Annotated in this window: 16 protein-coding genes; 8 read left to right on the forward strand and 8 right to left on the reverse strand. The window is 61.5% G+C overall.

Translation table 11 applies throughout. The features are described from left to right. Positions 1–88: 88 nt before the first annotated feature. The 8 genes from AB4Z37_RS25465 to AB4Z37_RS25500 all read right to left on the reverse strand — a co-directional run bounded on the left by AB4Z37_RS25465 (position 89) and on the right by AB4Z37_RS25500 (position 6578). On the reverse strand, positions 89–283 hold the full coding sequence (locus AB4Z37_RS25465) for a hypothetical protein (RefSeq protein WP_441519503.1): 195 nt from the start codon (positions 281–283) through the stop codon (positions 89–91). Between the two features lie 19 nt (positions 284–302). Next, positions 303–908, reverse strand: coding sequence for a DUF1419 domain-containing protein (locus AB4Z37_RS25470; RefSeq protein ID WP_441519504.1), 606 nt, complete (start codon positions 906–908; stop codon positions 303–305). Positions 909–1143: 235 nt separating this feature from the next. After that, positions 1144–1452, reverse strand: a complete 309-nt coding sequence (locus tag AB4Z37_RS25475; RefSeq protein WP_441519505.1) for a DUF4326 domain-containing protein — start codon at positions 1450–1452, stop codon at positions 1144–1146. Positions 1453–1681: 229 nt separating this feature from the next. After that, positions 1682–2080, reverse strand: a complete 399-nt coding sequence (locus tag AB4Z37_RS25480; RefSeq protein WP_441519506.1) for a hypothetical protein — start codon at positions 2078–2080, stop codon at positions 1682–1684. Between the two features lie 173 nt (positions 2081–2253). Continuing rightward, on the reverse strand, positions 2254–3141 hold the full coding sequence (locus tag AB4Z37_RS25485) for a DUF3991 and toprim domain-containing protein (protein WP_441519507.1): 888 nt from the start codon (positions 3139–3141) through the stop codon (positions 2254–2256). 205 nt (positions 3142–3346) lie between these two features. After that, positions 3347–3523, reverse strand: coding sequence for a hypothetical protein (locus AB4Z37_RS25490; protein ID WP_441519508.1), 177 nt, complete (start codon positions 3521–3523; stop codon positions 3347–3349). A 446-nt stretch (positions 3524–3969) separates the two neighbouring features. Then, the gene (locus AB4Z37_RS25495) at positions 3970–5460 is read right to left on the reverse strand and encodes a replicative DNA helicase (protein ID WP_441519509.1); all 1491 of its coding nucleotides are present in this window, start codon (positions 5458–5460) and stop codon (positions 3970–3972) included. A gap of 389 nt (positions 5461–5849) precedes the next feature. Continuing rightward, positions 5850–6578 (reverse strand): autoinducer binding domain-containing protein, encoded by a 729-nt coding sequence (locus tag AB4Z37_RS25500; RefSeq protein ID WP_280710577.1) that lies wholly within the window; start codon positions 6576–6578, stop codon positions 5850–5852. 214 nt (positions 6579–6792) lie between these two features. Between AB4Z37_RS25500 and AB4Z37_RS25505 the strand changes: the two genes are divergently transcribed. From AB4Z37_RS25505 to AB4Z37_RS25540, 8 genes are all read left to right on the forward strand, one after another. Further along, on the forward strand, positions 6793–7428 hold the full coding sequence (locus AB4Z37_RS25505; RefSeq protein WP_280710576.1) for an acyl-homoserine-lactone synthase: 636 nt from the start codon (positions 6793–6795) through the stop codon (positions 7426–7428). A gap of 38 nt (positions 7429–7466) precedes the next feature. Beyond that, positions 7467–8030: a type IV secretion protein gene (locus tag AB4Z37_RS25510; protein ID WP_441519510.1), complete on the forward strand. Its 564-nt coding sequence runs from the start codon at positions 7467–7469 to the stop codon at positions 8028–8030. Between the two features lie 73 nt (positions 8031–8103). Beyond that, positions 8104–8400 carry a TrbC/VirB2 family protein gene (locus tag AB4Z37_RS25515; RefSeq protein ID WP_021078661.1) on the forward strand — a complete coding sequence of 99 codons (297 nt, stop codon included), beginning with the start codon at positions 8104–8106 and terminating at the stop codon, positions 8398–8400. Between the two features lie 15 nt (positions 8401–8415). After that, entirely contained in the window at positions 8416–8754 is a 339-nt protein-coding gene (locus tag AB4Z37_RS25520) for a type IV secretion system protein VirB3 (RefSeq protein ID WP_021078662.1), read from the forward strand. Beyond that, a complete protein-coding gene (locus tag AB4Z37_RS25525; protein WP_441519511.1) occupies positions 8747–11113 on the forward strand; it encodes a VirB4 family type IV secretion/conjugal transfer ATPase in 2367 nt (788 codons plus the stop codon). Before AB4Z37_RS25520 ends, AB4Z37_RS25525 begins: the two co-directional genes overlap by 8 nt. Beyond that, positions 11110–11832, forward strand: a complete 723-nt coding sequence (locus AB4Z37_RS25530; RefSeq protein WP_441519512.1) for a type IV secretion system protein — start codon at positions 11110–11112, stop codon at positions 11830–11832. Before AB4Z37_RS25525 ends, AB4Z37_RS25530 begins: the two co-directional genes overlap by 4 nt. After that, positions 11829–12077 (forward strand): EexN family lipoprotein, encoded by a 249-nt coding sequence (locus AB4Z37_RS25535; RefSeq protein ID WP_441519513.1) that lies wholly within the window; start codon positions 11829–11831, stop codon positions 12075–12077. The genes AB4Z37_RS25530 and AB4Z37_RS25535 overlap by 4 nt, the downstream gene beginning before the upstream one ends. Positions 12078–12088: 11 nt before the next feature. Further along, positions 12089–13057 carry a type IV secretion system protein gene (locus AB4Z37_RS25540; protein ID WP_441519514.1) on the forward strand — a complete coding sequence of 323 codons (969 nt, stop codon included), beginning with the start codon at positions 12089–12091 and terminating at the stop codon, positions 13055–13057. Positions 13058–13370: the final 313 nt, after the last annotated feature.

A 13370-nucleotide genomic window follows, 5' to 3' on the forward strand; every position in this document is an offset into this window, starting at 1 on the left:
AACGGGCGCACGCGAACGTCCCGCCGGCAGCAGGCCCGGCAGGCGACGCGATTGCGCGAAGGGGTGAAGGATCGGCTCTGAACGGACGTCAGAGCCGGAACATGCGGACGAGATGCTGATGCCTGGCATGGCAGGCAAGCAATTCGCAGTAAAAGCGCTTGCGCGCCTGCTTCAGCGCCGGATCATGGCGGTGTTGTTTTGCGATCCGCGATCGCGCAGCGCGCACGACGGCACGCCAAGGGGCGTGAATGTAAACTCCGAGGCGGGAGTAGGTCGCTTCCATGGACGGACCCCCCTCTCGCTCACGCTGCGACCGGCTGTGGCAAATGACGCAGCTGCACGGGGAGCTTGGCGGATACTTCGTCGTCCGTGAGGTCGTCGAGCAGTTTCAAAACGGTGCCGCGACCACCGTCATAGACCAGAACGGTTCGCTTGCCGCGCATGGCGGCAAGCCAGCGCTCGCCTGCATAGCCGCGATAATCTTCATGCGTGGTCGACCAGATGTGCTCAAGCCGCTCTTCGCGGGTCATGGCGCGCACCGGCCGCGTCTCGCGGTCGACGATCGCGGCCTTCATGCGATCGGGCGAGCCGCGATCGGAAAGGTCGCAATAACCGTGAAACCAGCGGGCGCGGCCATCGATTGTGAGCGCGAAGAAGATGCTGGTGACGCTGCAGGTCACGTATTCGCTGAGCGCGAACATGTCACCCCGCATGAACAGCGGCGGCAGGATGTCGAGCATATACTCGTAGTCGCACTCGGCGATCTCGAACCACTCGCCGGCGAACAGATCGCCAGCATCGCCGGCGGCCACGGCGGGTGCGCCGCGATGACGGTTGAACATATGGTGCATCTCGCGGCGCGACGTGACGCCTTCGAAAACCTTGCGGATTGCGGATGAGGTGTGCATGGGCGGCTCCTGGCCTGTTGCGGCTGAAGCGCGAGCGATCCGCCTGATCTCCTCATCACTTCAGTCCTTCGTCCACCTCTCCGGCGGCCGCCTCTCCGGCCGGCGGGTCAAGGGCCGCGGAACGCGGGCGAAGCTTCACCCTTGACGCGCTGGCCGGGCATGCGGCAGCGGGGTTTTCCGTCTTCTGTTCTCCTCCTTGCATTTTTTTGCGGGGGTGAGCGGGCGAGGCAGGTGCTCACCCGGCGGCTTTGACGCGCCGCCACCAGGCGATCCGCTCATCGCGCGTCGCATTGGCGAGCCGCAGCAGCAGATCGCCGTGGCACGGCCGCGGCGCGCACCAGCAGACGAGATCGCGACTCCGCAACTCGTCCAGCGCGCGCAAGAGCTGATGTTGATCCGCAAGCCAGCGCTCGTATTTTGCGATCACGGCTGCGCGATCGCCGTCCGGACCGATCCGAAACGGATTGCCCCACTTGCTGCCGCGCCCGATATAGACCGCGCCCTCGGGCACGCCTGCTTGATGTTTGTTGAGAACCCTGCACATCGACAGCGCCTTTCGATCTCCGTTGCGGTGAGCGGTCCGCGGGACGGGGTTCAGGCGCGAGGGTCACCAATCGCGTCTCGCGATGGGGAACGGCTTGCCCGTTGACCGCAGGGCCGCCGCGTCCAGCAGGTCCGCAATCGAGACGGAGATCGCGATGCGCGATCCGGCAGGGTTTCAGATGCGACACGCGAGATTGCTGCGCCGTCAGCCGGCGCGCGCAGGAGCCTCGTCAGTCCGGGTCGCGGGAGCCGGCGAGTATTGCCTCCGCCTTGGCAATCGCCGGCTGCGCGCGCTCGAGCCAGAAGGCGCGGTCGAATTGCTCGGTGTCGCTTTGGCTCGCGAGAACCTTGACGAGGCCGAGCAGAACCTCAAGGTGCACCGCGATGCGCCGCGGCGCCTCGACGTAGTGAGCGGGAATCGGCTGTGCGGCTCCGCTGTAGGCGGCATTCTCGCCAGACCAGATGCCCGTCACATAGATCTCGCCGGCGGACTCGTAGTCGCGCTTTTCGGTCGACCAATCATCGTCGTCGATGGCGCGGCGGCAAGCCTCATCCATGGTCGCGGCCTTATAGGTCTGGTGGCGATAGACCGGCAGGCGATAGGTCGTCTCGATCGTGAAAACAGGCATGGGTTGGCCCTTCCTTTTGGGTGTTGCACACACCCTCGGGCGGCCGCGTCTCCGGTCCGACGGGTCAAGGGCCGCGGAACGCGGGCGCAGCTTTCCTTGACGCGACGGACGAGCATGCGGCACAGACCCATGCTCGCCCTTGGGGTCCTCCGTGCCGCTCGCTGTTGCCCGTCTCACGCGGCGCAAAGGTCTTCGTTCCAATCGTCGGCACGCGGCCGGGATCGCGCAAAACGGGATCCGGTTTCCTCCGCGATGGACAGAATTCGCCCGGCATACACCTCGCCCTGCCGATTGTTGTCGGTCGCGGCCACCAGCAGGACGTTGGCGCGTCTGGCCAAGGCCCGGATTGCGTCCTCCGTCGCCGGAGCCCATCCGCCTCCCGTGCTGGCGTAGAGCGTGTCATCACGCAGTTCTTCGAGCGCAGCAAGGCTCATGGCGTCGACCGCCGCTTCGGTCACGCAGACGCGTGCGCAATCAGAAGCACCGAGGCGAAACAGCTCCTTGGCGCCGCCGGTCGCAAAGCCGCGCCAGCTCGGGCCGCGCTCTTCCCAGCCGGTGACGGTGTCGCTGGAATCTGTGTGCGCCGCCCACATGCTGCCATGCGGACCTTCCCGAAGTCGGCCATCGGCAACAATACCGGCGATGATGCGATGAGGGATGTGCCGTTCGTCGGTCAGATAACGCCAGGTCGGGGAGCCGGGCCGAGGTCCAAAGCGATGTCGCCAACGGACCGCGATGGACCCGATCGCCTTCGGCTTGGCAGGACGCTGCCAGACCGGCGCGCTTGGGATGAAGCCGACGACATCAGCTACACGATCGTACGCGTCGGTGAAGCCGCCAGCACCGAGGTGCTTGGCGAGCGAAAACACGTCCCCTTTTGCGGTCGACAGCGGATCGAACCAGCCGCGGCCGTCATGGATGACAATCACGATCTTGCTGTCGCGTCGATATTTGATCGCGCGGCGGGTGCTTTCCTTGATGTCGACTTTCCAGCCTTCTTTTTCGAGCAGGGCCGCGCAGCCGACCTTTTCGCGCAACCCTTCAATTTCTCTTTTGTCCATCTTCCTTCACCGGCCTCGCCGCAGGCGGCGGCCGGCCCTTTCCTCGGTTGGTCTCGCTAGTTCCAAGCCTTGCGGAACATTCCCGACCGGCCGCGAAGCCTGCCGGATGCAAGGGCGCGTTGACATGCCATCAATCGGCGGATCACGAGCGCGGCGAAGCTTCCCTTGCAGCCGGCAAGGCGCCAGCGGCAGCCGGTCACCCGGCTCAATGAGCCGGGGACCAGGGGTCGTACTCATGAACGATGGCGTTCTCTTCGCCATCGTATTCGCTGGAGACCATGACGCCGAATTCGTCATCAACCTCAAAGAGCACGACCGGCACCATCAGTGTGCGGGCCAGATCGAAGGCGTGATTCTGTGCGAGGGTGAGATTGTGCGACATCGTGAGGCTCCCGTCTTGTGGCGGGGACCATCCCCGCTCGACAGGCGCCGACGTGTTCATGGGAGGCCGCGGTCACCTCGCAGGCGAAGCCGAAGAGGTCGCACGCTTGCGTAGCGAACCCCTTGCGGGTTGATCGTGGAAGGCCGCGCTTGAACCAAGGAAAGCCCATTCGAGAGCGGGGTGGTCCCTTCCCGGAAGCCGGGCCTTGGCGAACCGCACATCTTTCATCCGCGGGTCCATGCCGTCGTGATCAACACGCAAGAACAAGTGCTCCTCTTTCGTTGAACCGGTGAAGACTGGTGGTGACGGATGCGGGCTAACGTCGGTGACGTTGACAAGCGCAGATTCGTCGACGGCGCGGTGCCCGCAGAGCTTGCTTGAATCGGCAAACTGGTCCCTCGCAGCGACCGTGAAGCAAGGCGTGATCGATCAGCGAGTGTTGGTATTTACGTGGATTGGTGCGGCAAGTGGCTGCGTTCGGCGAGGTCGAAGAAGCGGGTGAATTCGCCTTGAAATGTCATAGCCACCGTGCCCGTCGGACCGTGCCGCTGCTTTGCGATAATGACCTCCGCTTTGCCGCGAGCGTCCCTCATGTCAGAATCCCAAGTGAGGTGCTCCTCGGTGCCCGGCCTGGGCTCTTTGTTCTTGAGATAATACTCTTCGCGATAGACGAACATGACGACGTCTGCGTCTTGTTCGATCGAGCCTGACTCGCGCAAATCCGAGAGTTGCGGCCGCTTTTCGTCGCGGTTTTCGACCCCGCGCGAGAGCTGGGACAGCGCAACGACCGGGACGTTGAGCTCCTTGGCCAGCGCTTTCAACCCGGTCGTGATCTCGGTGATTTCCTGAACTCGATTCTGCGCAGCGCGCTGGGATCTGCCCTGCATGAGCTGAATATAGTCGACGACAATGAGGTGCAGGCCTCGCTGTCGTTTCAGACGGCGCGCGCGGGCCGCGACCTGGGCAATGGAGAGCGCGCCGGTCTGGTCGATGAAGAGGGGCAGCCGTCGCATTTTCTGGCGGCAGTCGAGGAGTCTGCCGAAATCGGTCTCGCCAATGTCGCCACGCCTGATGCTCGAGGAGGGGACTTCCGACTGTTCGGAGAGCACGCGCGTGGCAAGCTGTTCCGACGACATTTCCAGTGAGAAGAAGGCGACGATGCCCCCGGCGACGGGCCGTGGCGAGCCGTCGACCTGTTCTGTCGCGTCGTAGGCGCTTGCGACGTTGAACGCTATATTCGTGGCGAGTGACGTCTTCCCCATGCCTGGTCTGCCGGCGATGATGATGAGGTCCGTTGGTTGAAGACCGCCCATTTTGGCATCAATATCCTTGAGGCCAGTAGCAAGCCCCGAGAGCCTGCCATCGGACTGGTAAGCTTGCGCGGCCCTGTCAATGGCGTTGTCCAGCGCGGTCTCAAACGTCTCGAAGCCGCCGCCATAGCGTCCCGTTTCGGCGATTTCGTATAGAAGCTGTTCGGCATGCTGGATCTGATCTTGCGGAGCGCAATCGACGGCCGCGTCAAAGGCGTCATTGAGCATGTCCTCGGCGATCTTGATCAACTCGCGTCGTACCGCGAGGTCGTAGACGGTTCGGCCGTAATCGGCGGCGTTGATGACGGTCGTCGCTTCCGCAGCCAGGCGGGCGAGATACTTCGCAGCCGATAGTCCGGCAATATCGAGCGTTGCTGGAAGGAACGTCTTAAGGGTGATTGGATTGGCAATTTTGTTTGAGCGAATCAGCTCGCTAATCACCTCAAAGATGCCACCGTGCAGAGGCTCGAAGAAATGATTAGCCTTCAGGAAATCGGCAACGCGATGAAAGGCGTCGTTGTTGATCAGCATGGCGCCGAGCAGCGCTTGCTCAGCTTCGATGTTGTGCGGTGGCTCGCGATAGTGTGGAGCTTCCAACGGTTTCAGTTTGAATGCTGCTTCTGACACGTTTGTCCATCCGCCGAGCCAATGTTGAAGTGCAGGACCTACTACCATGCAGGGGACGGGCAACGAATCGCCGCCCTCCCGTGGAGAAGTGTAGCGCCAACGGAGGTAAAACCAATCGATTCGCACCCTTCCAGATCAGGGCAGCCTTCGCGGCTATTGGGTCAAGCACCCGCTCGCGTCAGGGATGGCCGCCCGCGAGGGGGAAGACCCGCATGCGGGGCTTCAGCGCAGCCGCCAGCCCGGCCCCCGAGGGGGACGCCCAATTGCTCTCTCGACGAACCCGCAAACACTGATAATGGGGGCATGTGCACAATTGTGAGCGGCACATCCTGTGGGCAAAATCGATGCAGGCGCCGGAGATCGGCCAATGACCCAGACCTACGCATCGCTTACGGCAATAACCCCTGACGAATCGCAAGCGCAACGGCGTGGGGAAGGGACAATGCGGCAAGATTTCGCCGCGCGTTGTCGAGATGGAACTTCACACCCCGCGGTGTGACGTCGAGAAGAGATGCAATGTCTTGCATCGTTTTACCCTGAGATATCCATGCAAGGCACTGCCGTTCCCGCTGCGTCAGCGCGGTGCCCGTCTGATCGGTCAACGAGGCTCGGCCCATCCTGGCGCTCACATGCGCATGGTAGGTAAGGCCGATCATTTGCAGGAGATCCTGGGAGGTCTCAACAAAACGGTCGAGTCCAAGGCTCCGGTCATCCACCGCCAGCGTGAACGCTGCGGATTGTCCGTTGCCGCCGGGAATCCGAACCGTCAAACCTGTCCTGATCTTGAAACTGAGCGCATCGTCAAACAGACGGCGTTCTCGGGCGGATTTCGCAGATCGCGCAGCTCGTCCGTCCCATTGAAACACTCGGCATGGGGTGAGGGGCTTCTGCAGAACAGGATCGATCTCATCGTATTGTTCATCGAAGTAGTGATCGGTCCAGCTCTTCGGATAGGACGAGATCAGATTGCGGGCATCCGAATGGCGCCCGAAATAAGCAAACCACCGGAATCCCAATGCATGCGCGGTCCGCTCCGCCACGCGACGGAAATCATCTTCGGTGCGCGCAGTGTGAAGACAATCGACAAATTCATGGCAGGCCCTTTGGACATCTTTCATGGCGCCTCTCAATCAAGTTTATATCTATTCTAACGCGACAGGACGCGACTACGTCGACACTCGCGCCCTGCGTGTGCGCCGTCTACGGCGACCTTACGGCGGCTTTGGGGCAGGCCGGTGTTCCCCACACCCCTGTCGAAACTGACAGCTTCAAGCGGTGACCGCTCCTGATTTCGTGGATCTCGAACCTGTGATTCGCAGCTGGAGATCAAGAATGAATGTCATCGCACTCACGCGTCCTGCGCTTTTGAGGAATTCCGCACTGGCGCTCGGGATGCACGGTCTGCGACGGCGCGTCTTTCAAGACCGGTTGGAATGGGAAGTTTCGGTGTCGGATGGACTTGAGGTCGATCAATACGACGTGCTGTCGCCGACCTATCTGTTGGGTATTGATAGGCGGGACGTTGTCGGTTGTGTCCGCCTGCTGCCGACCACCGGGCGCAATATGCTGGCGGATACGTTTCCGGTCTTGCTGGACGGCCGGGCTGCGCCAACAAACCCCAGAATTTGGGAAAGCTCACGTTTCTGCGTCGATACACAGAATGTGGCGGCCACGGCCGAGAATGGCTTGAGGGAAGCAACGTTCCTGCTGTTTGCGGCGATGATTGAATGGGGTCAGCAAAACGACCTTCAGGCGATCGCGACCGTCACTGATCTGCGAATGGAGCGAATCCTGCGCCGGGCCGGGTGGCGCCTCGATCGCCTTGGTGAACCTCGTCAGATCGGAGCCACCAAAGCCGTCGCCGGTCTGTTGCCGGTAACCGATGATGCTCTCGCAGCAATCCGGACGGCAGGCAATATTTCCAAACCAGTCATCGAAACTCCGGCGTCTTTCGCTTTCGCTGCCTAAGCGCAAGCCTCGATTTAATCCTGACCGAAGGCTGAAGAATGGATCCCGCCGCATTCGCTACCCTTGTTGAACGATGTGCATCGCCTGCCATGGCCGCGCCTTTGACCGCGATCGTGCAACAAGCGAGTTCGTTCGAGCCCTTCCTGATCACCCTCGGCGAGCGCAAGCCGATCCGCCTTCAGGCGACCGACCGAAATGAGGCGATCCAGCTTGCGACGGAAGCGGCGGCGACCGGCAAGCCCGTTCGAGTTGGCCTCGGTCAACTCGATCGTGAAGAGATGAAGCTGGCAGGGCTGACGATAGCCACGACGTTCGACGCTTGCCAACATGTGGCGGGCCTCAGCCGATTGTTTCAGGTCCGATTTCATGCAGCGATTGCGGACGGAGGCGATTCTCACAAAGGGGCATTGGACGCTGTCAAGAGCTTTACGGTGAGAGGCAAGCCCACCATGCCCCAGCTGGGGTCACGCGCGCCCTCGCAACCTGCCGCCGACGAACCCGCTGCGAACTTATCCTCCAGTACCGATCTCGCCAGGGAGCGCCCAAGCTGGGACGTCTATCGCGCAGGTCTCGGCATGTCAGCCTTTGTCTATGGGCGGTGACTCGTTTGCTCAATCTCCAACCACACGTTCGATCCGGCCTGGTCCGGCCGCAACACTTCTAGGAAATCTTCACATGCCCTCTCGTCTCAAGAAATCCGCCGCACTTCTTTGCATCGGTCTCGTTGTCAGCATCGGACTGGCCGAACCGGCGCTGGCGCAGACCGCGAATATCGAGGGCGTGCTGCAGAACATCGTTACCATGTTGACCGGCAACGTCGCGCGGCTCCTGGCGACACTGGCGGTCATCATCGTCGGCATCGCCTGGATGTTTGGTTATCTCGATCTGCGCAAGGCCGCCTACGTCGTGCTTGGCGTCGCCATTACGTTCGGCGCCTCCGAGGTAGTCTCGACCTTGACCGGTGGTCGATGATGATCGTGGTCACCCATGACTGAGCCCATGCGTCTCACCGAGGACACTTTATTTCTCGCCTGCACGCGTCCGGCCATGATCGCCGGCGTCACGATGGAGGCGATGGCGCTGAATGTGATGTTCTCCTGCATCCTGTTCCTGGTGGCCGGGAGCATTTTGTACGGCCTGGTCGCGCTTCCTATCCACGGCCTCTGTCGGATTATCTGCCGGCACGATCCCAACATGTTCCGGATTTTGCTCGCCTGGATCGAGACCCGCGGCCGCACGCGCAACGCCCTGTTCTGGGGCGGATCGTCCTGCACGCCGCTGAAGCTGGTTCGGCGTTATCGAGCGAGGGATTTTGGTTATGCGTAACGCAGCGGCGAAAGCTCGCGAGATCGAGTCCGATATCTATTTGCCGTTCGCCCGGCACGTGACCGATACAGTCATTAGCCTCTCGACCCGCGCCTTGATCACGGTGATCCGGATCGACGGCATCTCATTTGAGACGGCTGAGGCGGTCGACCTGAATGATCTTCATGCCAAACTTAACCTCACGCTACGCAATATCGCCGACGACCGGCTGGCGCTTTGGTCCTATCTGGTTCGTCGCCAGACATCGGATTACCCGAGCGGCACCTTCAGCTCGACATTTTCGGCCGCGCTGGATGCGCAATATCGCGAGCGGCTTCGGAGCGAAGCGCTGTTTCGCAACGACCTCTACCTCACGCTGGTATGGCATCCCGGCCGCGCGACGACGGACGCGGCGGCAGCGTTCTTCAAGCAGCTCGGTCGCGCCAGCGGGCGCTCTGTCGAGGTTGACAGCGAAGCCTTGAAACGGCTCGACGATGCGAGGCGCGACGTGGTAGCGGCACTCGAGCGTTACGATGCTCGTGTCGTCGGCTTGGTCGATCGCGACGGCATCGTGTTTTCAGAACCAATGGAGCTGCTCCACGCCGTCACCTCCGGCGAGTGGATGCCAATGCCATTGCCGCAAGGACCGATCGGGCCGGCGCTCTACTCGAATCGCATCATCTTCGGCCGAGAAGCCCTCGAAATACGCAGCGCTGGCGGATCACGCTTCGCCGGTATGTTCGGGATCAAGGAATATCCGGCGTCCACCCGGCCGGGTCTGCTGAACGCACTGCTCTCAGCTCCCTTTGAACTTATACTTACACAATCTTTTGCCTTTTTGTCGAAGGCCGACGCCAAGACGGTGCTGACGCGCAAGCAGAACCAGCTCGTCTCGGCTCAGGATCCGGCGGCCTCGCAGATCGACGAACTCTCTGACGCGCTTGACGATCTCGAATCCAATCGATTTGCCCTCGGTGATCATCACCTCTCGCTGCTCCTGTCAGCTGATACGGCTTCGCAGTTGCAGGGGCACATGAGCGTGGCGCGTCGCGCGCTGGCGGACGCGGGCGCCGTGGTCGCGCGCGAAGATCTTGGGCTTGAGGCAGCCTATTGGGCGCAGCTTCCTGGACTATTCAAATACCGGGCCCGCGCCGGCGCGATCAGCTCCCGCAATTTCGCAGCATTCTCCCCGTTCCACACCTATCCCGTCGGAAAGCCAGACGGCAACCATTGGGGACCGGCGGTTGCGATGCTCAAGACCGCGTCTGGCTCGCCGTTCTACTTTTCATTCCATCATGGCGACCTCGGCAACACTTTTATCTGCGGCCCATCGGGGTCCGGCAAAACCGTCGTTCAGAATTTCCTGCTGTCGCAGGCCGAGCGGCTCGGCGCAACTTATGTGTTCTTCGACAAGGACCGCGGCGCCGAGATTTTCATCCGTGCTGCCGGCGGTACTTATCTGACGCTCCGCAACGGCGTCCCGACCGGCTGTGCGCCGCTCAAGGCGCTGGAGCTCACACCAGCGAACCTCTCCTTCCTGGGCGAACTGGTCCGAAAACTGGTCACACCCGACAACCGCCCGCTGACCGTCACCGAGGAGGAGCGGATCGATTCCGGGTTGCGCGCGCTTAACCAGCTCCGGCAGGAGGAGCGTTCGTTCGGCGCATTGCGCGCCTTTCTCGGTCAACAGGATCGGGAGGGGATTGGCGCCCGGCTCGAGCGATGGTGCCGCGGCGCTCCCTACGGCTGGGTGCTTGATGGCGACCAGGACGCCATCGGCCTCGACGCCCGTTCCATCGGCTTCGACATGACCGATCTGCTCGATCACCCGACCGTCCGGACACCGCTGATGATGTACTTGTTCCACAGGGTCGAACGCCTGATCGACGGCCGGCGCTTGATCATCGACATCGACGAATTCTGGAAGGCGCTGGGAGACGAGGCGTTTCGCGATCTCGCCAACAACAAACTCAAAACCATCCGGAAACAGAACGGCGTCATGGTGTTCGGTACTCAGTCGCCACGCGACGCGCTGGCCTCCCCAATCGCGCACACCATTGTCGAGCAATGCCCGACCCAGATCTTCCTGCCGAATGCGCGGGGAACGCGATCCGACTATGTCGACGGCTTCCACCTCACCGACACCGAGTTCCGTCTGATCAAGGAGGAACTCGCGCCCGAAAGCCGCCGCTTCCTGGTCAAACAGGGTCACAACTCGGTCGTGGCGGAACTGGATCTCGGCGGATTCGACGACGCGCTCACCGTGTTGTCGGGACGAACGGAAACGGTCGAACTGCTCGATCGCATTCGGGAGGAGGTCGGCGACGATCCGGCCCGATGGCTACCGATATTTCACGCAGAGCGGAGGAAAGTTCGATGATGCATCAGCGCATGTCGGTGATGTTCGCGTCCGTGTCAGTCGTGAGCCTCCTGATGGCATCACCTGCAAGAGCTGAGATTGTGTTCGATCCTAACGTCTTTGCACGGCAATTTGAGCAACTGACGGAATTGAAGAAGCAGGTCGATACGCTGACGTCGCAGCTCAAGGTGGCGCAGGACCAGTTGAACCAGGCCAAGCAGCTCTATGACAGCTTCAACAAGCTGACCAATACCAACGACATTGGCGCGCTCTTAAACACACCGCAGTTTCGTAAAGTTCTGCCACAACAATTTTCCGATATCGAAAAGCTGGTGGCGGGGCAGGGCAGCGGCAACTTCGTAAACTCCATCAATCAATATCTCGGTCAGAACCGCGCTTATGCGGGCAACAGCGGCAATTCGTATTACCAGAGCGAGCTCGACCGGATTGCCCGTCAGACCGGGGCCAAGCACTCCATGGGCCAGGCAGTCTACGACACCGCCTCGCAGCGTATCGATGCACTCGAAGAACTGAGAACTCGCATCAGCTCGGCGACCGACGTCAAGGAGATCTTGGATCTGTCGGCGCGGCTGCAAGCCGAACAGGCGCTGCTGCAGAACGACGTGCTTCGCATGCAGGGTCTCGCGATGATCCAGCAGGCTCGCGTGGACATGGATGGACAGCGGGAGCGGGAGAAACAGCGACAACTGGTCGATGAGATCAAGGCAGCCCTACAATGAGAAAGACGACTCCTATTCTACTGTTGCTCGCCGCAACAATCAGCCTCACGGGCTGCAACGAGGCCGACACCAGTCATCCACCGAAAACAGTCGGCTGGTTTTTCGAACATCGCGACGAGCTTGCGGTGGCTCTCAAGGCGTGCCGCGACAACCCGGGCGAACTCGCAAAGACGCCAAATTGCGTCAACGCCAATGAAGCCCGCAACAAGGTCACCGTCCAAGAAATGAAAGACGCCCTGAAATAAGGATCGCCGCGATGGCCGTTAACGTCTTCGACAGCTTCTTGAAAGAGTTCGAGCAACCGATCACGGCATTCGTGTCGACGTCGGTATCGAATCTCGCTTCCTACATCGATGGTCCGCTGCGCGTCGCCGTGATGCTCTACGTTATCCTCTACGGTTTTGCCGTGATGCGGGGCGCGATTTCTGAGCCAATCATGGAGTTTGCCTGGCGCGCAATGCGGATCGTGGTTGTGGTGCTGTTAGCGACGAACTCGAGCACGTTCCAACAGTACGTGACGGGATTGTTCTTCGACTCTTTGCCGAAGGAGATCGGCAATGCCTTGGCGGGGTCGGGACTGAATACCAGTTCCGGCGCTCCGTTCGATCAGCTTCTGTCCAAAGGGATTGACGTTGCTAACAAGATCTACGACCAGGCCGGCCTGACCAACATCGCGCCGGCGCTGATTGCGGCCATTCTCCTGGTCTTTGTGGCCGTCGGATCGTTCCTGCAATTCGCCATCCTGCTTTACGCCAAAGTGGGCCTTGGCGTCGTGATCGCGCTCGGCCCGGTATTCATTGCGCTGGGACTATTTGAGGCGACGCGCCCGTTTACAGAGGCCTGGCTCCGGCAGGTCGCGAATTTCGTGATCCTATTGGTGCTGGTGGTCGCCCTCGTCGGGCTGATGTTAACCACCGTCAGCGGCTTCATCGACAGGTTTGCGGCAAACGCCGGAACAGCCGGCGAGATGGTGGTGGCGGCGGTCGCCATCAGCGCGGTGCTCGGTCTCTCTGGTTACATCGCGCTTCAACTGCCGGTCATCGCTGGCGGTCTCGCCGGGGGTGGCGCGTCGCTCGCAAGCCGGCTGGTGACGAGCCCGCTAATCGCCAATACCACGGCCGCAGCCGGCGGCGCCTATGCCGGCGCGCGCGGGGCGGCCGGTCGAGGTCTCGCGGCAATGCGGGCCAGCCGCCAGGGCGGCAGCATGCGGCGCACCCGATCATAGGGGGCACCGGCCGCCTAGACGACCAAACGACATCGCCGGCATCAGGCCGACCAGGGAAATCAGGGGCATAAGAAGAATGTGGTACCGACTCTCAATTGTGTGTGTGATCGGGATGCAGCTTGGAGGCTGCGCGATCTGGTCCAAGGCACCACCCTCATGTGACGGTCTGGCCCGGCGGCCGCTCAATCGTTCGTTATGGGACTGGGAAACCGGTACGCCTTTGGCCACGCCTGAGCCGCCTATCCCGCCATCCGCACCGATCATGCGCAAAGGCGATGCCAGCTCTAGTCCGCCTTCGACTTCAGCCGTCATG

The sequence above is a fragment of the Bradyrhizobium sp. 2TAF24 genome, from assembly GCF_052115025.1.
Classification (GTDB): domain Bacteria; phylum Pseudomonadota; class Alphaproteobacteria; order Rhizobiales; family Xanthobacteraceae; genus Bradyrhizobium_A.

What these genes read in the sequence shown, in the direction of transcription:
- AB4Z37_RS25465 (WP_441519503.1), bottom strand. Translation starts at nt 283, where the DNA reads ATGGAAGCGACCTACTCCCGCCTCGGAGTTTACATTCACGCCCCTTGG.
- AB4Z37_RS25470 (WP_441519504.1), bottom strand. Translation starts at nt 908, where the DNA reads ATGCACACCTCATCCGCAATCCGCAAGGTTTTCGAAGGCGTCACGTCG.
- AB4Z37_RS25475 (WP_441519505.1), bottom strand. Translation starts at nt 1,452, where the DNA reads ATGTGCAGGGTTCTCAACAAACATCAAGCAGGCGTGCCCGAGGGCGCG.
- AB4Z37_RS25480 (WP_441519506.1), bottom strand. Translation starts at nt 2,080, where the DNA reads ATGCCTGTTTTCACGATCGAGACGACCTATCGCCTGCCGGTCTATCGC.
- AB4Z37_RS25485 (WP_441519507.1), bottom strand. Translation starts at nt 3,141, where the DNA reads ATGGACAAAAGAGAAATTGAAGGGTTGCGCGAAAAGGTCGGCTGCGCG.
- AB4Z37_RS25490 (WP_441519508.1), bottom strand. Translation starts at nt 3,523, where the DNA reads ATGTCGCACAATCTCACCCTCGCACAGAATCACGCCTTCGATCTGGCC.
- AB4Z37_RS25500 (WP_280710577.1), bottom strand. Translation starts at nt 6,578, where the DNA reads ATGAAAGATGTCCAAAGGGCCTGCCATGAATTTGTCGATTGTCTTCAC.
- AB4Z37_RS25505 (WP_280710576.1), top strand. Translation starts at nt 6,793, where the DNA reads ATGAATGTCATCGCACTCACGCGTCCTGCGCTTTTGAGGAATTCCGCA.
- AB4Z37_RS25510 (WP_441519510.1), top strand. Translation starts at nt 7,467, where the DNA reads ATGGATCCCGCCGCATTCGCTACCCTTGTTGAACGATGTGCATCGCCT.
- AB4Z37_RS25515 (WP_021078661.1), top strand. Translation starts at nt 8,104, where the DNA reads ATGCCCTCTCGTCTCAAGAAATCCGCCGCACTTCTTTGCATCGGTCTC.
- AB4Z37_RS25520 (WP_021078662.1), top strand. Translation starts at nt 8,416, where the DNA reads ATGACTGAGCCCATGCGTCTCACCGAGGACACTTTATTTCTCGCCTGC.
- AB4Z37_RS25525 (WP_441519511.1), top strand. Translation starts at nt 8,747, where the DNA reads ATGCGTAACGCAGCGGCGAAAGCTCGCGAGATCGAGTCCGATATCTAT.
- AB4Z37_RS25530 (WP_441519512.1), top strand. Translation starts at nt 11,110, where the DNA reads ATGATGCATCAGCGCATGTCGGTGATGTTCGCGTCCGTGTCAGTCGTG.
- AB4Z37_RS25535 (WP_441519513.1), top strand. Translation starts at nt 11,829, where the DNA reads ATGAGAAAGACGACTCCTATTCTACTGTTGCTCGCCGCAACAATCAGC.
- AB4Z37_RS25540 (WP_441519514.1), top strand. Translation starts at nt 12,089, where the DNA reads ATGGCCGTTAACGTCTTCGACAGCTTCTTGAAAGAGTTCGAGCAACCG.